Source organism: Roseovarius indicus, from assembly GCF_008728195.1.
GTDB classification, from domain to species: Bacteria; Pseudomonadota; Alphaproteobacteria; order Rhodobacterales; family Rhodobacteraceae; genus Roseovarius; species Roseovarius indicus.
In genome coordinates this window covers 1,524,335-1,544,601 of record NZ_CP031598.1, presented here as the reverse complement: position 1 = coordinate 1,544,601, position 20,267 = coordinate 1,524,335, and the positions used below count along the sequence as shown (strand labels likewise).

At 63.3% G+C, this 20,267-nt stretch carries 12 protein-coding genes; 6 read left to right on the top strand and 6 right to left on the bottom strand.

The features are described 5' to 3' along the window. Window position 1: 1 nt before the first annotated feature. Window positions 2-2,089 (bottom strand): NADH:flavin oxidoreductase, encoded by a 2,088-nt coding sequence (locus RIdsm_RS07140; protein ID WP_074940139.1) that lies wholly within the window; start codon window positions 2,087-2,089, stop codon window positions 2-4. 701 nt (window positions 2,090-2,790) lie between these two features. Here RIdsm_RS07140 and RIdsm_RS07135 point away from each other — a divergent pair. Continuing rightward, a complete protein-coding gene (locus tag RIdsm_RS07135) occupies window positions 2,791-4,359 on the top strand; it encodes an FAD-dependent oxidoreductase (RefSeq protein ID WP_057814877.1) in 1,569 nt (522 codons plus the stop codon). After that, window positions 4,356-5,309, top strand: a complete 954-nt coding sequence (locus RIdsm_RS07130) for an ornithine cyclodeaminase family protein (protein WP_057814875.1) — start codon at window positions 4,356-4,358, stop codon at window positions 5,307-5,309. Before RIdsm_RS07135 ends, RIdsm_RS07130 begins: the two co-directional genes overlap by 4 nt. A 344-nt stretch (window positions 5,310-5,653) precedes the next feature. Here the strand turns inward: RIdsm_RS07130 and RIdsm_RS07125 are convergent, their stop codons facing one another. Beyond that, window positions 5,654-9,130 (bottom strand): ATP-binding protein, encoded by a 3,477-nt coding sequence (locus RIdsm_RS07125; protein WP_160325829.1) that lies wholly within the window; start codon window positions 9,128-9,130, stop codon window positions 5,654-5,656. Between the two features lie 401 nt (window positions 9,131-9,531). Between RIdsm_RS07125 and RIdsm_RS07120 the strand changes: the two genes are divergently transcribed. The 3 genes from RIdsm_RS07120 (at window position 9,532) to RIdsm_RS07110 (ending at window position 12,026) form a co-directional block, all read left to right on the top strand. After that, window positions 9,532-10,437 (top strand): homocysteine S-methyltransferase family protein, encoded by a 906-nt coding sequence (locus RIdsm_RS07120; protein WP_244955851.1) that lies wholly within the window; start codon window positions 9,532-9,534, stop codon window positions 10,435-10,437. Window positions 10,438-10,681: 244 nt separating this feature from the next. Next, on the top strand, window positions 10,682-11,272 hold the full coding sequence (locus tag RIdsm_RS30050; RefSeq protein WP_057814871.1) for a GNAT family N-acetyltransferase: 591 nt from the start codon (window positions 10,682-10,684) through the stop codon (window positions 11,270-11,272). A gap of 13 nt (window positions 11,273-11,285) precedes the next feature. Next, on the top strand, window positions 11,286-12,026 hold the full coding sequence (locus RIdsm_RS07110; protein WP_057814869.1) for a DUF1353 domain-containing protein: 741 nt from the start codon (window positions 11,286-11,288) through the stop codon (window positions 12,024-12,026). A 518-nt stretch (window positions 12,027-12,544) separates the two neighbouring features. Here the strand turns inward: RIdsm_RS07110 and RIdsm_RS07105 are convergent. Genes RIdsm_RS07105 through RIdsm_RS07095 form a run of 3 tightly spaced genes read right to left on the bottom strand, consistent with a single transcriptional unit; the run spans window position 12,545 to window position 16,303 of the window. Further along, the gene (locus RIdsm_RS07105) at window positions 12,545-13,123 is read right to left on the bottom strand and encodes a hypothetical protein (RefSeq protein WP_143100434.1); all 579 of its coding nucleotides are present in this window, start codon (window positions 13,121-13,123) and stop codon (window positions 12,545-12,547) included. Next, a complete protein-coding gene (locus RIdsm_RS07100) occupies window positions 13,107-15,125 on the bottom strand; it encodes a glycosyltransferase (protein ID WP_057814865.1) in 2,019 nt (672 codons plus the stop codon). Before RIdsm_RS07100 ends, RIdsm_RS07105 begins: the two co-directional genes overlap by 17 nt. After that, on the bottom strand, window positions 15,125-16,303 hold the full coding sequence (locus RIdsm_RS07095; protein ID WP_057814863.1) for an HlyD family secretion protein: 1,179 nt from the start codon (window positions 16,301-16,303) through the stop codon (window positions 15,125-15,127). Before RIdsm_RS07095 ends, RIdsm_RS07100 begins: the two co-directional genes overlap by 1 nt. A 383-nt stretch (window positions 16,304-16,686) precedes the next feature. Between RIdsm_RS07095 and RIdsm_RS07090 the strand changes: the two genes are divergently transcribed. Then, window positions 16,687-17,676, top strand: a complete 990-nt coding sequence (locus tag RIdsm_RS07090) for a HAMP domain-containing protein (protein ID WP_236553214.1) — start codon at window positions 16,687-16,689, stop codon at window positions 17,674-17,676. Between the two features lie 409 nt (window positions 17,677-18,085). Here the strand turns inward: RIdsm_RS07090 and paoC are convergent, their stop codons facing one another. Further along, window positions 18,086-20,266, bottom strand: a complete 2,181-nt coding sequence (gene paoC, locus RIdsm_RS07085) for an aldehyde oxidoreductase molybdenum-binding subunit PaoC (protein WP_057814859.1) — start codon at window positions 20,264-20,266, stop codon at window positions 18,086-18,088. Window position 20,267: the final 1 nt, after the last annotated feature.

The window sequence follows — 20,267 nt, the reverse complement described above, 5'->3', positions numbered from 1 at the left end:
TTCAGACGGTTCGGGCCAGTCGGGTGGCCTCTAGAATGGCGACGTGAATGTCGCGGGAGGCGACGGCATCGCCGATGCGATAGAGGAGATAGCTGTCGTTATCGGGGGGCACCACAGGGCCCCCGGTGCCTTCGGCCCCCTCGACCATGGCACGCATGTCGAAGGCGCCGCCATTGTCTGCGCCGGGCGCGAGCGCGTGGTAGACCTCGTCAACCGGAATGGTTCCGTTCTCGATCACCACGCGGTTGGTCGAACGCTCGGAACGGGCACCGCTGAAGATATTCTCGACGGTGGCCACGAGCTGGTTGTCACGGCGTTCTATGCCAATGAGCTTGTGATCGGTCAGCGCCTGCGCGCCGGAGGCATAATAATCACGCATCATCAGCGGGCGCTCGATGCCGCTGGTTTCCATGCCCACCATCGAATCCGGCGTCACGGTCAGAACGGTGCCGCCGCTTTCAGCCATGGTGGTGGCAGCATTCAGGCCCGAGGCCGTGCCGGTCACGTCGAAAAAGAGCACATCGCCTTCGATGGGCCCGGGGGTGCCCAGCACGTCCCACAGGGTTTCGGCCATTTCGGCGCCCGGGATCTCGCTTTCCATCTGGTCGGGAAGCCCGCCGGTAGCGATGATGACGACATCTGCATTGGTCTCGCGGATCATCGATTCATCGGCGAAGCAGTTGTAGCGAGTCGTCACGCCCAGCCGTTCGGCCTCGCTCACCCGCCAGTCGATGATTCCGATCAGGTCACGCCGCTTGTGCAGCTCGGCCGCCAGCAGCACTTGCCCGCCGGCCTTCGGCGCGGCCTCGAGCAGGGTCACATCATGGCCGCGCTCGGCGCAGACACGGGCGGCTTCCAGCCCGGCGGGCCCGGCGCCCACCACGGTGACGCGGCGCGCCTTTGGCGCCTTGGGCACGAGATGCGGCAGGGTCTTCTCGCGACCGATCGAAGCATTGTGGATACAGGTCGCATGCCACGAGCAATAGGTGGCGCCGACGCAGGGGCGGATCTGCTCTTCTCGACCCTCGCTGATCTTCTTCACGATATGCGGGTCGGCGATATGGGCGCGGGTCATGCCCACCATGTCGATCAGCCCTTCCGAGATCGCGTAACGCGCCGTGGCGAGATCATTGATACGGGCGGCATGGAACACCGGAAGCCCCACAAAATTCTTGAAGGCGGCCACGAACTGGAGCTGCGGCGCGAGCCCCATCGCCATGCCAGGCATATAGCTCGACAACCCGATCGGCGTGTCAATGCGCCCGTAGGTGAGGTTGAAGAAATCGATCAGCCCGGACCGCTCATGCAGTCGCGCCATCTCGAGATAATCGGCATCGGACATGCCGGCATCGAGCCCCTCCCCCACCGCCATGCGAATCGAGATGAGAAAGTCGTCGCCCGCACGCTTGCGCATTTCCTCGAGCACCCGCAGCCCGAAACGCGCCCGGTTCTCGATCGAGCCACCGTATTCGTCGGTGCGGTGGTTCATCAGCGGCGACCAGAACTGTCCGACGAGGTGATGATGCACATGCAGTTCCGCCCCGTCCAACCCTGCCTCTCGACAGCGCCATGCCGCATCGCCGAACTCTTTCACGATGCGGTCGAGATCATGATGCTCCGCCGCCTTGGCGAAGCCCCGGTGGGCCGGTTCCCGGAAACGAGACGGGGCCAGCGTGGGCAGCCAGTCGCCCGCGCGCCAGTGGCTGCGACCGCCGAGGTGGGTGAGTTGTACCATCACTGCCGAACCGTGCCGGTGCATGGCCTCCGCAAAATCCCTCAGGTGCGGAATCGCCTCGTCGCGGTCGAGCGTGACGGCTCCGAAAACCGAGCCCGAGTCGGGCGAGACGTTGGAGGAACCACCGAACATCGTCAGGCCGATACCCCCCTTGGCCTTTTCCTCGTGGTAGAGCCGATAGCGTTCTTTCGGCAGGCTGTCCTCGGTCAGGCGGATGGCGTGGCTCGTGTCGAAGATTCGGTTCTTGAGCGTGAGATGGCGCACCGTCAGGGGCTGTAGAAGCGGGTCTTTCGCGCCCTCTTGGCTGAGCGGCGTCGCGGCACGGTCAGGCGCGTGGGACGGGGGCTGGTTCATCTCGGAAACCTCTGATGCGGCGGCAAGGGCAACACGGGAAACCTGCACTGGCGCAGTTTCTGCTGCAATCCTTTCGCCGATCAGGGGTTTTGAACAGTCGTATTTCGGACGCCGAAACTGCCCGTTCTGGACATGCGCAACCACAGGCTGTGCCTGGCTGCAGATGTCCAGAACGGGCAGCTAGCCGGTCCAGTTTCGACCTATTCAGCACGCCGGTTTTGGCCCGAATGTAAAGATGTCGTCGGAATCATTCTGCCTATTCAGAACACGGCTGACAGAGCGCGACCTAATGAAGTCAATGGCTTACCCGCGCAGCCCGTCGAGCACGACCGGGGACTGGATGCCCGTGCCGCAAGCAAGCTAAACGGTTCACCGGCCGCCTCACAGGGTCGGTTCGAGCCGGTTGTCACAACAGGAGTTGTCCATGACACTCAAAATCCCGCCGATCCGGCCCGAGGTTCCGCTTTGCGACGAGATTTCCCTGTCGCCGCCGTCTTGCTGGCCGACAGGATGTTGGTGCTGCACGACGGGCGGGAAATCGACACAGGCGAGACGCGTCGCATCCTTGGCGCACAGTAACGCGCTAATACCCGGTTTCTCGTCGCCTCGGCATCGTATCTCGATCCGTTCTGGCTCAACGGTGCGTTTGTCGAGCGCGGCAGGCTGGTCAGCGAACCTGAACTGAAAGAAGGAATGGCGTGATGAGCGCGGAAAAGTTGCAGAAACTCGACGGAACGGATTACGACGTTGTCGTCGTCGGAGGGGGAGCCGCCGGCGCCTCCGCCACACAGAACCTGTCGGCCAATGGCTACCGGGTGCTGCTGGTCGAACAGGGTGACTTCGCCTCTGGCACGTCGAGCCGGTCGAGCCGCCTGCTCTATTGCGGACTGGCCTATTTCTCACCCGATTACCCGCTCTGGCGGGCCATCTTCCACCCCCGCGAGATGTATCAACGTATCCGCATGGCCCGGCTCTCGATGCACTGCCGCACCGAGATCGCCACGACCATGCCGGAGCGCGTGAAGGCGCTCGACTTTGTTTTCCCTGTCCAGAAGAAGAGTGACTACCCCCGCTGGAAGGTGGCCCTCGGGTACCGTGCGCTCAGCGTCTTCGGCTCGCGCAATGCACCGCTGGCCTATCGGCACCAGAGGATGCCGGAGGCCGCGACTTCGGGCGTCGTCTCCCACATGGACGGCTCCAAGCTCACCGGCGTCGCCCGGTTCCGAGAGTACCAGTATGACTGGGCCGAGCGGATCGTCATGGATACGGTGGTCGACGCCCAGCGCCTTGGCGCGGAGGTGGCGAACTACGTCCGGGTCGACAGCTTTCGCCGCGATGGCGGCGATTGGGTGCTCACGCTGGAGAACGGCCCCCGTCCGGGTCGCCCGGCTGCAGGCTCCAACCAGCGGGCCGAGGTGCGCGCGCGCTATCTCGTGAATGCGGCAGGCCCATGGGTCGACCGACTGCTCAAGCAGGGCCCGGTGCCGCCCAAGCGCTCGCATGTCGTCGGCATCAAGGGGGTCAACGTGGTGGTCAAGTTGCCCGATGACTGCCGCGGCCAGGGTTTCGAAACGCTCAGTTCCAAGCAGCAGCCCTTCTATCTCATGCCTTGGGGCGATCACCACTTCTTCGGCCCGACCGAGACGGTTTTCGAGGGCCGCCCCGAAGACGTGCGCGTGGAGCCCGAGGAGGTCGATTACCTGTTGGGCGAGGCCAACCGCGTCTTCCCGGAAGTCAACCTGTCCCGCAAAGATGTCCGCTATGCGTGGTGCGGCGTGCGTCCTCGAACCGATGACCAGACCAGCGATGGTGTCAAATCCTTCACGATACACGACCTCGCCAAGGAAGGCCTCGAGAACGCCATCACCATCACCGGCACGCCGATCATGGTGCACCGTCATGCCGGACGCAGCATTGCGAAATGGGTTTCGGCACGTTGCAAGGCCACGGGCACGCCGGGCAAGCTTGATCCGGGCGCGCAGCTACTGCCGGTTGATGACGGCCCCACGATCGGCGGTGTACCGATTGTGAGCCTGCGCGCAGCGGCCGAGCGCGAGCATGTCCATACCCTGCTCGACCTGATGTTCCGCAGGGTGAACCTTGGATGGCAGGTGGATCTCGGCCTGCCGCATGCAGAGGCCGTGGCACGGGAAGTGGCCGACATCCTCGGGTGGGACGACGCCCGCATCGGCGAGGAAGTCGCCGCCTACCGCGCTTTCGTCGCCGAGCATTTTCACTCCGTTTCAGGCCTGGCGGAGACGGCCGCATGAGCGCCCTGCCCTATATCGACTTCGACGAAGTCCACGCCCGAGCCCCATGGCTGACCCTGATCGACGCGCTCGAAGCCGCACATAGGCGTGAAAAGCCGAAGACCGGTCAGCTCCGCCTTTGGCAGTCTCGTGACGACGGCCAGCCGGATTTCATGACCATCGCCCCGGCGTGGGAGAAGGACGAGGCACTCGGCGTCAAACTCGTCACGTCCTTTCCGAAGAACATGGAACGGCATGGTGTGTCCACGGTGGGGTCGATCTACATCATCTTCGACCCCGCCACAGGCAAACCGCAAACGCTGATCGACGGGGAGGCATTGATCTTCCGCAAGACGGCTGCCGACACCGCTCTCGGCATACGCCTGCTGGCCCGTCCGGACGCGAAGAAACTGGTGATGATGGGCGCAGGCGCACTAGCGCCCTATGTCATCGAGGCGGCGCTCGCCGTCTGTCCCGGCATTGACGAGGTACAGGTCTGGAACCGGACCATGGAAAAGGCCGAAGCCCTCGCCAGCGACCTGTCCGGCAGGGGCCTGCCGGTTGTGCCTTGTACGGATGTGGCGGCCGCCCATGCCGGGGCCGACATCATCCTTGCCGCCACAATGGCCGAGGAGCCCATCATCCGAGGCGACATGCTCAAGCCCGGCACCCATGTCGGGCTGATCGGCTCGTTCCGTCCTGAAATGCGCGAGGGGGACGACACGCTGCTCACCCGCGCCAAGCTCTACGTCGATGATCCGTCTGCGATCGAAAAATCGGGTGATTTCACACAGGCGATCGAGGCCGGGGTCATCACCCGCGAGGATGTGCTCGGCGATCTCTACGACCTGTGCCAGGGCCGTTGTGCCTTGCCGGGGCCAGACGACATCTCGATGTTCAAGAATGCGGGCGCTTCGCAACTCGACCTGATGACCGCGCAAGTCATTACAGCGCATGCCATTGAAGGGTAACGCAAAAGCAGCCCTGACTCGAGCCGAGAACTCGGACCTGACCTTCCGACGACGAGAGCTGGCGACGCTGCATTTCCGGCACATGCAAAGTCTTTGGAAAGACGTCACGACTGCTGGCGCCAATTCAAACGAAACCGTGCCGTCGCCTTGGCCGAATGGCGCGGCTCGGCACGGTACACGTGACAGCATGGCCTGGATCCCGACCTCACACAGCGTCGCCTTGGCCGCTGGCCTGGTGTCAGACTCGTAAACGACCTGTTGCGCGAGCGGATAACTTCAGCGGGAGCCCGCGACGATCCTGCGCCGGTGGCGCCTTCGCGAACAGGCAACGCAGCCTGTCACCCTCACGGTCTGGCGTAATCCCGCTCCGGACGGAGCAGGATCTGGGCGCAATCCTCAAGACAAGCGGCCCGGACGACATCCGCATGGGTTTGGCGATCCGCGTCGGATGAGGGCCACAGGAGAAGCTCGGCGGTGCGTATGTAGAGCGACATGATCCCGATCGGCTCTTTCGCTGCGAAAGCAAACATCGCATCGATCTCTTCCCTCGCCAATGCTTTGTCGCCATCCATCACTGCGCGTTCGAGAACGCTGGCGTGATACCAGAAAACCGAATGCGCGAGAGAGCCGCGCGCCAGGCACTCCCGTCCCTTTGCAATCCAGTCATCCCGAGTATCGCGGTCTTCTGCCAGCAAGGCTGCGAGACCCAATATCTTGCCGCCGATATAGGCGTCGGAACAGGCATCCTCGAGCAACGGCTCGATATACTCTCTCGCCGTCCGAAGGTCGCCCCGGCGCATGTGGAGATAGGCATACAGCGTCTGCACATCCTTCATGAACCGGGTTTCGCCCCGTGCCGTGGCAAGTTTGGAAATCGCGACCAGGTCTTCCTCGAGGCCAATCAGATCACCATTGGCTGTGCGCATTTCCGCCCGTATCTCGCGGGCGATCAGCTCCGTTCGGGCGGCGCCGCATTGGACCGCGCTGTCGACGGCGACGTCGGCCAGCAGAAAGGCTTGCGGACCGGGATCGGCGAAGAACAGCGAGAAGGCCCGCATGAACATGTACTCTTCCCGCACGAGCCCGAGGCCAGCACGTTCGGCTGTTTCGATGGCCTTGGTGAAATGGCCATACGCGGTGGTGAACCGGCCGGCGGCATAGGCCGCATCACCGATGCCACCGTGGCCGCGGGCTATGCCGCGCGGATCGCCAGCAATCTCGGCCGCGGCAAGCGCCGCCGTGTGATGTGCCATGCAGGCCGCATGATCCCCCCGCACGAACGCGCGGTTGCCGCGCTGTTCATGTATTTCCGCACGGACAGGGCCGGCAAGACCGATGGAATCGGCGATCTCTTCGGCCGCGTCCAGCGCCAGGTCGGCCTCGTCCCCCTGGCCGAGCCGGTGCAGAACGAGCGCCTGGCGCGTCAGCATGGCAACGCGTGTTTCGGCCCTGGTGGCGAGGGCATGTGCGGTGCGGTAATCCTCCAGCGCCCCGGCCATATCGCCCCGGGTGCGACGGATGCTGGCGCGGCAGGAGTGCAGTTCGGCGTGCGCTTCGGGGTCGCCATCGCGGGCAAGACCTTTCTCGATATAGGGAAAGGCGGCCGAAAAACGGCGCGCGGTGACCATGGCATTCGCCGCCGCGACGGCGGCATGCCCGGCATCGGCGTCATCCGCCGCCCGCAGCGCGTGATCGGCCCACCGCAGCGGATCGCCCCCACGGAAATACGCCGCCGCACGCGCATGCCAGTCCTGCCGTGTGTCCTCCGGGATGGCCTCGTAGATCGCAAGGTGGACGAGATCGTGACCGAAGGCAAGCCCGGCTTCAGTCTCGTGCAGCAGATCTCCGCTTGGGCGAAGTCTCGCGGTTTCAGGAAAAATCGCGGCGGCATCGGCCGGATCGAAACTCGCTCCCAGTATCGCGGCCTGCCGCAATCCACCCCGCTCGGCTTCGGGCAGCCTTTCGACCTGCTCCTGCACCAGTTCCGCGACGCTCGTCGGCAGGGCGCCATCGGTCCAGTTTGCTTCGAGCAGGCGGATAAGGAACAGAGGGTGCCCGGCGGCCCGTTCGATGGCTGCTTCGGGGGCATTGTTGCCGGGCGCCACCGCCCGGACCAGGTCGCGCGCCACCGCCTCCGGCAAGGGCGGAAGCGTGACGCGAACCAGTGCGGACAAGCCGCGCACCGCAAGCCGGCGGTCCAGGCTCCGAGGCCCGGGACGTTCCGTCAGCAGAACGACGGCGGGGCTGTTCTGAAGTTTCTTCACGAGCTCTAGGATGAAGTCTCCGGCACCCATGGGCCTCCAGTGGCAGTCCTCGATGACGATGAGGAGACCGGAAGGCTGCGCCGCCCGGGTCAGGGCGGCGGCTAGAACGTCGACGATCCGCGCCTGCTGCGACTCGGGGGAAAGTGCACTCAACCGCAACTCGACCTCGTTGCCGATCTCCGCATCGCAAAGCCACGACCATACGGCACGATCAATCGAGGGTAGCTCTTCCGGCCGTGGAAGCTCCGGCAGTGCGGCCATGATCCTCTGTGCCAGGTGGCGCGATCCGGGAGAGAAGGCGTCGAACCCCGCCACCGCGATGCGCATCCCGGATTGCCGACCACTTCGCGCAATTTCTGCGGCCAGCCTGCTCTTTCCGATCCCGGCTTCACCGCTCAGATGGATCGTCAAACCGGATCCGGCGATCTGCGCCGCCGAAGTCGCGGCTTTGATCTGCGCCAGCTCGGTATCCCGTCCGATGATCGGGAGGTCGGGGCGCTTTCGCGTGGCGCCTCGTTGCAGCGACACGGCGCGCTGGCCGATTTCGACGGCCAGCCCGAGGCGCGGTGCCAGGTCCGCAACAACGAGAATATCACCAGGTTCCGCCATCGCCGCCACACGCCTGGCCTGCAGGAATGCGCGGGATGTCGCGGGGTCCGCGGTTTCCGGTGCAGTCAGCCCGAAGGAAAGGTTTGGTCCTGCATCCGCGGCCAATTTGAGGGCGGTGTTGGCAACATCGTGCAACGGCCGGCCGGTGAAGACGAACGCCACTTCGCCCGGTCGCGCCTCGAGCTCGACCGCGCCATTGGCGCAGGCCGTTTCACGCAGCAAGTCAAAATCCGGCGTGCCGTCCGCCTCCATGCACAGCAGCAGGAGGGTCGTGTCGGGCGTGTGCGCGCCGCCCGCTGCATCCATGGCTTCCGGTCCGGGCGCCTGGGACGCAACACCTCCCCCTCGGCGCAGCCGGTCATAAAGCGCGCGCGTCTCGGGCGCGGGGGCGGTACCCAGGTTACGCCGCAGCGCGGCCTCCAAATCGTTGAACCGTGACCTCACCGCCCCGCGCATGCCGCGCGCGGCGTCCAGCTTCATCAGCCGCCGGTGTGCCGCCTCGTTCAGCGGATCGTGTCCCAGCAACCGGTGTGCCAGCGCCGCGGCATCAGGGCTGTCTCCCATCCGCTCAAGCTCCTGCGACAGGGCATCCGTGACCAGGGTCGCGAGCCTTGCGCGATGCTCCGCGAGAGCCTGCGCGAGATCGGAGGTATTCGCCTCGAGCCCCTCCAGGAACGGCCCGCGATACAGGCGCACCGCCTCGGCCGGATCATTGCGCGCCAGCGCGTCGTGGAACGCGTCGAGATCGGTAGCCACGCCCGGGCCAAGGCGCAGGTCGTCGCCCTCTGCCTCGATCCAGCCATCGCCCGCGGCGCGACGTATCTGGGCCAGCGCCTGACGCAGGCTTACCCTCGCCTGTTCGCCGTCGCTGTCTTCCCAGAGCAAGGCGGCAAGGCGCTGGCGGGACATCGTTCGCCGCCGCGCCACGGCAAGAAGTCCGGCCAGCATCCGGGGCTTGCGGGGGCTCAATGCCACCCTTTCGCCGTCCTGTGTCATCGCGAAGCCGCCAAGACATTCAAGCCGGAGACCCATTTTCACGCACCTTTCACGCATGGAGACCCGGAGAAATTCACGCCGACCGGGCAAAAGCCGGCTCATCAGACAAATTCAAAGAGCCGACACATGATTCACTTCAATTCAAGACCAGGTTCCGGCCGCATGTCCGGAACGCCAAGGCCGCGCAAATGGCACGGCCTGGTAACCCGCCTGTTTGGCCTGCCGCGGATCGACCCCCTCGGTGAGGTGACCGGTCTGCCGCCGCAGAGACCGACCCTGCTTCGAAACCCTAACCTATGGTGACCCAAATGACGACGTATCGCAATAATCTTCCCCAGTTCGACAACAGCTTGATGCTGACCGATTCCGGCCTGGAAACGACGCTGATCTTCCACGACGGTCTCGATCTGCCGGCCTTCGCCGCCTATCCGCTGATGGAAACCCCCGAAGGACGCGAAACGCTGACGCGCTACTATCGCCGCCATATCAGCATCGCCGCGGACCACGGCACCGGTTTCGTGCTGGAAGCGCCGACTTGGCGGGCCAGCCGCGATTGGGGCGCCCAGCTGGGCCATTCCCCCGAAGACCTGGCGCGGATCAACCGCGCGGCCATCGGGTTCCTGTCCGACCTGCGTGGTGCGGCCGGTTCGGTACGGCCGATGGTGATCTCGGGCAATATCGGCCCGCGGGGAGATGGCTATCGGCCAGATAGCGCCATGACCGCGGCCGAAGCCGAGCGCTACCACGCCGAACAGATCGGCTGGTTTGCCCAGACCGATGTCGACATGGTGACCGCCGTGACGCTTTCGACCGTGGCCGAAGGTGTCGGCGTGATCCGGGCGGCGAAAAAAGTCGGCCTGCCGGTCGTCGTGGCCTACACCGTGGAAACGGACGGCCATCTGCCCGACGGCACCCCACTTGGCCGGGCCTTCGAGGAAACCGATGCCCGCACCGACTGTGCCGCGGCCTACTTCATGGTCAACTGCGCGCATCCCGACCACTTCCGCGACGCGCTCGAAGCCGGCTCCGGCTGGTTGAAAAGGATCGGCGGCGTACGCGCCAATGCCTCCCGCCTCAGCCACGCAGAGCTTGACGAAGCCGAGGAACTCGATGCCGGCAACCCCGCCGAGTTGGGCCGCGACTATGCCCGGCTGCGCCGTCTATTGCCGAATCTCAAGGTCCTGGGCGGCTGCTGCGGCACCGACCATCGCCATGTCGAAGCAATCGCCGATTGCTGCGCGGCCAGCCACGCCGAGTGACCTCAAACTTGCCCCCCGGCTGCCCGGGCACCGCCCCGGGCAGCCTCAACCGATCTCATGTTGCCGGAAAGAAAGGCCAGCGATCGCATCTATTCCCATGTTCGAAACCGGCGGCATGCCATCCCGAAGGCTGAACTCATCCTCCGCGACGCAGGCCAGAAGCGTCGTCGAACCGACCCGATACCGGCGCTCTGCCGGCATGTTTCATCCCAGACGTCCCGTATCGCTACCAAAAGATAAGCCAATGACACAGACCGAACTCACGCTCCCCTCGACCGAGTCAGATAGGGGCCTCGCCCACCGCGCCCTCGACATCATCCAAAGCGCCTTTGAACAGGACCCGCCGGTCCGCTGGCTCTACCCGGACGACGCAGAATACGGGCGCCATTTCCCCGCATTCGCAGCCGCGCTCGGCGCACCTGCTTTCACGGAATGCACATTACGGCTCAACGAAGCCGCTGCCGCCCTGTGGGTTCAGCCCGGCTCCGAACCTGACGAAACAGCCCTCTGCGAGGTCATCGAACGTTCGCTGCCCCCACATCGCCAAGGCGATGCCTTCGCCGTGATCGAGGAGATGGGCGCGCACCATCCGGACGAGCCGCACTGGTATCTCCCGGTCATCGGCACCTGCCCCGACAGGCAGGGACAGGGCCACGGGGCGGCGCTTCTGCGTCATGTTCTCGAGATCTGCGATCGAACCGGTGTGCCCGCCTATCTCGAGGCGACAACCACCCGCAATCGCGCCCTCTATGCCCGCCATGGTTTTGACGCAACGGCAGAGATTCGGGTTGCCGGTTGCCCGCCGCTGACCGCGATGGTCCGCAGTCCCCGGTGAAAGGAGCCATGCCATGTCCACCCTGTTCAGCCTGCAGCACCCCGGTCAGGTGCGGCGCCGGGGTTTCAAACTGTCGCAACGGTACCGGTGGCTGATTTCGCTGGCTTTGCTTCTTGCGCTCGGGGCCCTCTTTCTTACGGGGGATCCTTTCGGCGCCGGGCCGGCCTGCGGCGATGCGCCGGCACGCCGCTGCGCCTTCGGGAGCGCGCCGCCAACGGTAGGGGCAGAGGCGATCCAGATCCCCGGCAAGCCGCACCTCTATGCGCGGCTTGTCACCCCGGTCAGCTTCACGGACCCGTCAGGTACCGTCTGGACGGCGCCACCGGGGACACTGACCGACGGCGCCTCGATCCCCCCTATATTCGTGCCCCTGATCGGAGAGCCGCGCAGCACCGAATTCCTCTCCCCGGCGGCGCTGCACGATGCCTATTGCGGTGCGGGAAACGAACAACTGAACCAGTTTCGCGCGCGATCCTGGGAGGAAACGCACCGGATGTTCTACCACGGCCTGCGCGCCGCGGGTGTACCGCCCGCAAAGGCGAAGGTCATGTTCGCCGCCGTCTACCTGGGTGGCCCGCGATGGAACGATCCCTCGCGATCGCTGGAAGGCGTACCCGACACCGTTCTGCGCCGCGAGATGGAAGCGTGCCTGCGCTTCATCGAAAGAGAGCGCCCGACGCTGGCCGAAATAGAAGCCTGGATGCGCCGCCGCGAGTCGGGGATTCTGTCGACGGCGTCTGCAACGGCGCCCTGATTTCCGTGCCTGCGGCTGGTTCCCCGGCACGTGACCATTTGCTGGCTGGGGCCGCGCAGAAACAAAGTCCGACGATATCCGCAGCGGGGCCCACATCCATGACGGTTCGAACGCATAACTCCTGCTTGTTTGCCATCGTTCTTCAGCGTGACCGGCCGAGCGATGTTCCATGCCCCCGGGGCCGTGGCCCGACGGCCAATGTCACCGTCAGTCGGTTCCTTCCAGCGACGAGAAACTCGTTTGACCAGCTGAAATGCAGGCCCTCGGCAATTCCTTCATGGCGGCAATGAGCTAACGTGCCTTCATCGCTTCCAATCCCGGCACGCACGATGAGGATAGTTTCCTCGCCGCTTCGTGCATGCGCGCCTGACGATTGATGTCCTTGAAACGCTTGTCAGCAGCATCCGGATATGTCGTTTATCTTCGCTCCAAAATGGCTTCGGTGAACCAGAAATCCTTCGTTGCTCAAACACCTCATTCGGCCCGGTAAGTGCCGAAGTCAGACAGTCTTGCCCGCCTCAGAAGGTGTTGATCGAGATGCCCACGAAGCTTTCCTCGCTGTCAAACTTGTAGCCGGCACGGAAACTCGCCTTGGTCTTGGGAATCCCGAATGCCACGGCCGCAACCGTGTCGCGGAAACCATCATCGTCCCCGAGATAGCTGAACTCGAACGTCACGTCCGGTTTGTCGAAGCCGATCGCGGCGAGGGCGAAGTAACCGCGATCGATCGTGGTGACCTCACCAAGCAGGAAGATGCTGCCGAAACTGGTGGGCTGATAATGCTCAGCCACGAGCCGGATCCCGCCCTTGACCGTGTCGAGCCCCTCGAGTTGGACGGCCGGCCCGGCTCGAAAGGTGACCGGAGTTCCCAGAGTGAACTTGTAGCTGGCGGTCAGGTTCAGATCTTCCGGACCGGTATAGTCGCTGAAGACCATGCCGTAAGACAGGCGGTCCCGCTCAACCGAAATCACGGCCGTCGTGGTGTCCTCTCCAAGGTCCAGTTGATAGAACTCTCCGTCGGCCCGGGCCGCCGGAGGGGCCAGCGCGAGTGTAAGCGTTACGGCCACGGCTCGGATGGGTTTAGTCTTTTCGGTCAAGTGCTGCTCCTTTACCGGCTGTTTTGTCCCGGCTGATGCGCGAGATCCGCCGCGCCATGTCGCCCAGCATGTTCCAGGTGTCCACCACACTGATACCTGGCGTATTGTCTTCGGTATAGAACCTCATGAACAGGGCATCGCGCTGTTCTTCGTCGGGCATGAGTTCCACCCGCATTCCGTCGGCTGTCTGCGCCAGCACGAAGACTGGAAGCTCGCCAACCCCCGGCAGATCGATCTTTCCATATGTGCCGACATCGAAATGCCCGCCCCGCAGCCGGGCGGTGTTCTGGGTCAGGCTGGTGACCCACATGCGCTTTTCCTCGCTGCCGAATTTGAAGGTTATTCGCTCGGGCGTGTCGGCCACGTGGCGCTCGCGCCGGGGCAGTTCGACACACGCGATGATCGTCAGGGTCAGCACGATCATGTTGTAGATCGTCCAGAAGAGGATAACCCACTTGCCTTCGCCCGCATCGTTGAACGCGAACCGGTCGGTCACGAGGCCCAGCAGCAGCCCGATCACCGTCAGACCGAGCAGGATTGCGAAGGGCGCCAGCATGTTCCATTGCACAACAATGCGGCTGCGGTCCCCACCCTTGGCGGTCACGCTGAAAGGGTGGCCCCTGGGCTGCACCAGCCCGACGAAGGCTGCACGGGTGATCGGCAAAGCGCCCAGCAGCTGGCTGACATCGGTCAGGATCGGCACGACGTTGCCGCGCGACATCAGGTTGATCGCCATCAGGTTCCAGACGAAGAAGCAGCCAAAGTAGGTTACGACATCGGCCGGGCTGGCATCCACCACGGTGATGTTGCCGTACCAATAGAGCAAAGGGAAGACCATGGCCGCGACGCGGAAGGGAAATGTCGTGATCCAGTAGAGGCTGGCGTCGATGACGCTCCAGCGGTCACGCAACCGCAGCCCGTTCTTGCGGAACGGCCCAACCCGACTGCGCGCGATTTGCATCATGCCAAGACACCAGCGCGACCGCTGCGTCACGTATTCCTTCAACCCCTCCGGTGCGAGACCCTCGGTCAGCGGCTCGTTGAGGTATGCAGTTTGCCAGCCGGCGTTCTGCAGGCATAGCGTGATCATGTAATCCTCGGTGATGCTGTCGGTGGGAAAGCCGCCGATATCCTTCAACGCGTCAAGCCGCATGATCGAGGAGGTCCCGCAGCAGAAGGCGACACCCCAGCCATCGCGCGATGGCTGCATGTCATCGAAAAAGAAACGTTGCTCGTCGGGATACGAGCGGCTGATGCCGAGATTGTGCTGGATCGGGTCGGCGTTGAAGAAATGTTGCGGCGTCTGAACAAGACCCACGGTCGGATCGTGAAACAGCGCCAGCGTGCGCGACAGGAAGCCCCGGTGCGGCACGAAATCCGCGTCCAGCACGGCGACATAATCTGGTGGTCTCTCGCGCGCCCAGAGAAGTTGAAGCGTATGATTGATGTTGCCGGCCTTGGCGTGTTTGTTGTCGGGCCGCCGTACATAGGTGACACCCTGTTTCTCGCAGTAGTCACGTAGCCAGTCGCGCCGCCCGTCATCGAGAACCATGATCTCCTTCTCTGGGTGGCGGAGTGCCTTGGAGCCGATGATGGTGCGTTCGAGCACCTCGAGCTCCTCATTGTATGTCGCGATAAGCAGCGCGACTTTCGGCGGCTCTTCTCCCCACCAGCCGGCGTGGAGGTAGGCGTCGGAACTTCGGTCGCGGTGACGCATGAGGATGAAAAAAGCGCTGATCGAACTTACGATTGCCATAAGCTCAAGACCCAGCAACAGCCCACTGGCCAGAAAATCCACTGTCCAGCCCACCGGCGCGATCGTCTCGGTCGTGCGCCACCATGCGTAGCGGATCGCGAAAACAATCGCGATCGCGAACAGGAATACCCGGTGACGGGTGTCATTGCGATTGATGAGATAAGGCAGGATCAGTGCTGCGCCGAGGATCGGAACCACGTGCATGAGGCTTGCGCCGAAATCGCCCAGGTAAAGGTTTGGAAGCATTACTTCCAGAACTTCCACAAGATATCGAACGGGCGCTCATCGAAGAAGACGCGGCCTGTTCGGCCGATGCTGCAACCGCCTGTCGAATCGGCCCTCAATTCCGGAACGACAAGCGCAACGTCGTAGCGTTCGAGATGCTCCTCGCTCGGTGAAACCGCCATGTTGCTGTAGACCGAAGCCGCGCCGGCTCCTGCCAGGCGAGCTACCGTGCCTTGCATCACCTGATGTCCACCAAGCGGCCGGAAGGTCGCGGTATCACCGGTGGAAATGGAATTGTAGATTGTCTCCGACACGGAGAGAGTCACCAGCACGGAGTCGCAATCGGCAACCTGCAGGATGGGGTCACCACGCTGGACGTTGACCCCATCAGCGGTCAGCTCCTGCCAGAGGACGCCGTTCACTTGTGAGGAGAGCGTATCACCGCGAAGCCCAACGAGGCGCGACAGCTCGCGCTCGGTGCGAACATCATAGGCATCGAGTTGCGCCTTGGCGCGCACGATGTCGGCTTCGACAAGTGCGAGCAAGGTTTCCGCCTCCCGGAAACGCAGGGCCATGTTCCAGGCCGCGCCCGCGGAGTTGTCGAGGTAGATCGCGCCTTGCGCGGCCTGCAGTTGGAGCGCCTCTATTTCGGCAAAATCCCCTGTGGCGCCCTCCAGAAAGGCACGCGAGAGTTCAAGAAAGCCCTCGGGTTCGTTTTCGTAAGGCGCCAGCTTTTCCTCGTCCACGGCCTCGGCGCTATCTGAAGGCTGCCCCGGTATCGTCGGTGTCTCGGACGGCGACACCGTGCCGTTCGCCAGAAACTGAAGCTCGCGCGTGCGCGCGGCGCCGTATTTGCCCGCAGTCGACTCAAGCCAGCTCAGGCTGGCCTGCCGGGCGCCGCGTTCCGCTTCAAGCCGTTCAAGCTCAGCCAACAGCAAATCCCTTTCCAGCCGGAGATCGTTCAAGCGCATCTGGTCCGACCTTGGGTCTTCTATGGAGAAAAGCGTCGTTCCCTCGGCAATCACGGCGCCGGGAGACCGATCGGGGAGCGCAACATCCCCCGCAATAGGTGCGCGGGCTGTAAACAAAGGCGCATTGACGAACGCGTTCGAGCTGGCGCCCGTCATCTGTTCGACGACGATGACGTAGAGCGCGCCAAACAGCAGAAAAAACCCAATGCACAGGCGCAGATACCGCAAACTATCGACCTCTCGAAACTGCAACGACGATTTGAAGACAGTTCGCACGATTAAATTGACGAGAGTATGGCGGAAGGCAAAATCTTCGCTCTTGCGCCGCCATGGCAGGCGGGAGATCGCTTGCCTTGCCGAAGAACGAAACTTCTATGGATCTATCTTAATGTTGCCAAATTTGCACTTTATTCGGCGCCCGGTGACGCACGAGGCTCGCTCCTGGCTTTCTCGGCTGGAGGGTATGGCGAGTGGTGCACGGTAAGGTAAGAGTGGGTAGAAATCCGCGAATGGCTCGGCTTGAGGTTACAAATTCTCGAAGTCCAAAACTTCATGCCCCACGCCTTGCGACGTCAATATTCGGCTTCGTAATGATCTGTGGCGTGCTGGGCATGCTGGCAATCTGGTGGCCGATAAATCAACACGCGCAGAACTTTGAAACTCGAGTCGTATCCGAGAATGCGATCCGCGGGGTGAAAGCCCTTCGACTTGCTGTCTCAAGGGCGGTCGAACGCGAGTGGGAAAGTCTTCAGGCGGTCGCCGGACAACTTGCAACCAAGGACTACGCAGAGACACGCGCTTTCACCGACGCTGTGCTTGTCGCTGGCGGGCGTGTCGCATGGGCGGGGTTGGCCGACCTTTCCGGCACGATCCGGGTGGGGTCCAACGGGGTTGGAGAAGGCACGTCAGTAACGAGCACGGAATGGTATCGGAAAGGTCTACACGGTCCGTTCTTTGGTAGGATTACCTCGTCCAGCACGGAGCAGCCCCATGACCAGAGGGACGTGATTAACATTTCGGTTCCCGTCAAATCCGCGGACGGAGAGGTTACTGGCGTCTATGTTTACAGCCTCAAGGCGAGTTGGCTCAAGGAATACGTGCGCGCCGCCGCCGACGACCTTGGCCTGATCGCGTATGTCGTCGATCAGCGCGGCCGCTCCATCTTCGGTCCGGATCAGCAGGCACGCCTGAACCTGACACCAGCCAGCCTCGGATCGCTTTCGCTCAATATTGGTTCTGCACAAATCGTCGAGGATGCGGACGGTTCGAAAAATATCTTCGCTGTTGCGCCTGAGCTTACCGTGGGCAATGCGCCGCCAACAGGCCTTTCCGTTGTTGCGCGCGTGCCACCGGCCTCTACCGGGCAAGATGTGACCCAACTATCCGTTGCCATGTGGATCAGCCTGCTCAGCCTGCTGGGAGTTCTTGGTGTCTTTTCGATCCTGTTCACACGGCATTTCGTGCGTCCGCTGGAGCGCCTGACGGGCATCGCGCGAGAGATAGCCGAAGGCAAGGAACCCTACCCGGAAGAGTACAACTCCAGCCGGGAATGCGAGCAGCTGTCTCATGCGCTGAGCCGCATTCAAAGCCGCTATTATTAGGGCGTACAGTCCACGGCCTCGTCAGTTTTAGAACCTGTCGCGCTAAAGAATGCTCGTTCGCTGCAATGCAGAGTGCATCTGCGCTGGGACGATACCGCACATGCAATACTCAAACTGCCCGGAGCCGACCTGCAAAGCGTCGCAGCAGCAAAGACGACGAGTACGAGCAAGACGGTGGAAGGTTTTTAGCAGGATATCCATAAGATACGCTTGGCGCACATGGCGTCAGGGCGTGATCAGATGGCTCCTTACCTCAAGGATGTTACCCACTCAGCGTTTTGCGCAAACATATCGACTACATGACGCTGAAACCCCAAAATGATCGACGACCCGGCTGTTGTAGTGTCTGTCATGCGCCGGCAGCGTCACGGGCGACAGCAACCATGCCGCCGCCCGCTGACCGAAGTCTTCAGACCTCCGGCATACGATCAATCAATTTGTCCACCGTCAGAGGATAGTCACGTACCCGGACGCCGGTTGCGTTGTACATCGCATTGGCTACGGCGGCCGCCACACCGCAGAGCCCAAGTTCACCGACACCCTTTGCCTTGAGCGGGGTCGCCACGCCATCGAGCGTATCGAGGAATATGACCTCCTGATCAGGAATGTCGGCGTGCACTGCCACCTCGTAATTGGCCATGTCGTGATTGGCGAAGAACCCGCGACCGCGGTCAAGCGCCATGTCTTCGGACAGAGCCGCGCCGACGCCCATAACCATGCCGCCGATGACCTGGCTGCGCGCGGTGACGGGGTTGAGAATGCGGCCGGAATCGCAGACTGCCAGCATGCGCCGCACCCGGGTTTCACCGGTATAGGCGTGAACGCCCACCTCGACGAAATGCGCCCCGAAGGTGCCCATCGCATACCCCTTCTGAAACTCGCCCCACTGGATCGCGTCTTCGGCGGAAGCCTCTTCGTTGATCTCGGAGAGCGCCATGTCGATGTCGCCCCCGGTCACGCGGCCCCCATTGAAGGATGCCTCATCTATCCCGAGATTGCCGGCGACCTTTTCGCGAAGGGCCATGCAGGCCGCGTAGACGCCCGAGCTGGAGCTGGGGCCGCCGAACTGGCCGCCCGAGCCGGAGGAGACGGGATAGGCGCTGTTGCCCATCCGCATCTCGACGTCCTCGACGTCCATGCCCATCGTCTCGGCCGCGGTCTGGGCGAGGATGGTGTAGGAGCCGGTGCCGATATCGGTCATGTCGGTCTCGATGATCAACTTGCCGCCATCGAGGATCGCCCGTGCGCCAGACGGCAACACCAGCGCACCACGATAGGCCCCGGCCACGCCATGCCCGATCAGCCAGTCGCCGTCACGCTGTTGGCCAGGGGCGGTGTTCCGGCTCGCCCAGCCAAACTCCTCGGCACCGCGCTCGAGGCACTCGACGAAATGTCGGTCGCTGAACGGCTTGTCCGGCTCCGAGGGATTGACCTGCGTGTCGTTCACGATCCGGAACTGCACAGGGTCCATGCCCAGTTGCTCGGCCATCTCGTCCATGGCGATTTCCAGCGCCATGAGACCCGAAGCCTCGCCCGGTGCGCGCATGTCGGCGGTCTCGGGCAAGGGCATGTCCACCACGTGGTTTTTCACGCGCCGTGTCTCGCCGGCATAGAAGACGGGCGTCTGGGCGGTGGCATTCTCACCTCGCCCGCCTGGCAGGCAATAGGACGCAGCCTCGTGCCACAGGCCCTTGAGCCGGCCATCGGCATTCGCCGCAAGGCGAATACGCTGAACGGTCGCAGAGCGGTGGGTCGTGTTGTTCATCACCATCGGCCGCGGAAGGGCGAGCTTCACAGGTGCGCCGACCGCCCGAGAGCCCAGCGCGGCGAGCACCGCGTCGGCCCGCAGCCAGAGCTTGGCGCCGAAGCCGCCGCCCACGTAGGGGCTTTCCACGCGGATCCGTTCCTGATCGATGCCGAAGGTGGTGGCGATGGACTGCCGGTTCCAGTTGATCATCTGGTTCGAGGTCCAGACCGTCATGTCCTCGCCATCCGACCAGTCGACGGTCGAGGCGTGCGGTTCCATCATGGTGTGGCTTTCGCCCGGAGTGCGGTACATCTGATCGATCACCGCGTCCGCGTCGCGGAAAGCGGCGTCCACGTCACCAACAAGCGTGTCAGGTTCTCCGGAGCCTTCAACCCGGGCGAAGGCCTCATCGAGATCGAGATTGGCGGGTTCGCCTTCCTCGTACTGCACCTCGATCAGGGCCGTCGCAGCGCGGGCTTCCTCGAACGTGTCAGCCACGACCACCGCAATAGCCTGATGATAGTGCTGAACTTCGTCGCCGCCAAAGAGACGCGCCACGTTGTTCATTCCCTTTTCCAGCGGATCGATTTCCAGCGTCGTTACCACGGCGCGCACACCGGGGGCATTTCGCGCGGCCTCCGCATCCATCGAAGTGATGCGCCCGTGACCGATGGCGGCACCGAGCGGGTAACCGTATAGCGCATCCGGCGCGGCATCGTTGCGTTCATAGGCATAGGGCGCGGAGCCCGTCACCTTGAGCGGCCCGTCGATACGGTGCGTGGGCTTGCCGATGACCTTGGCATCGTCGAAAAGGTTGGTGTCGACTGGTGAATTGAATTCCATC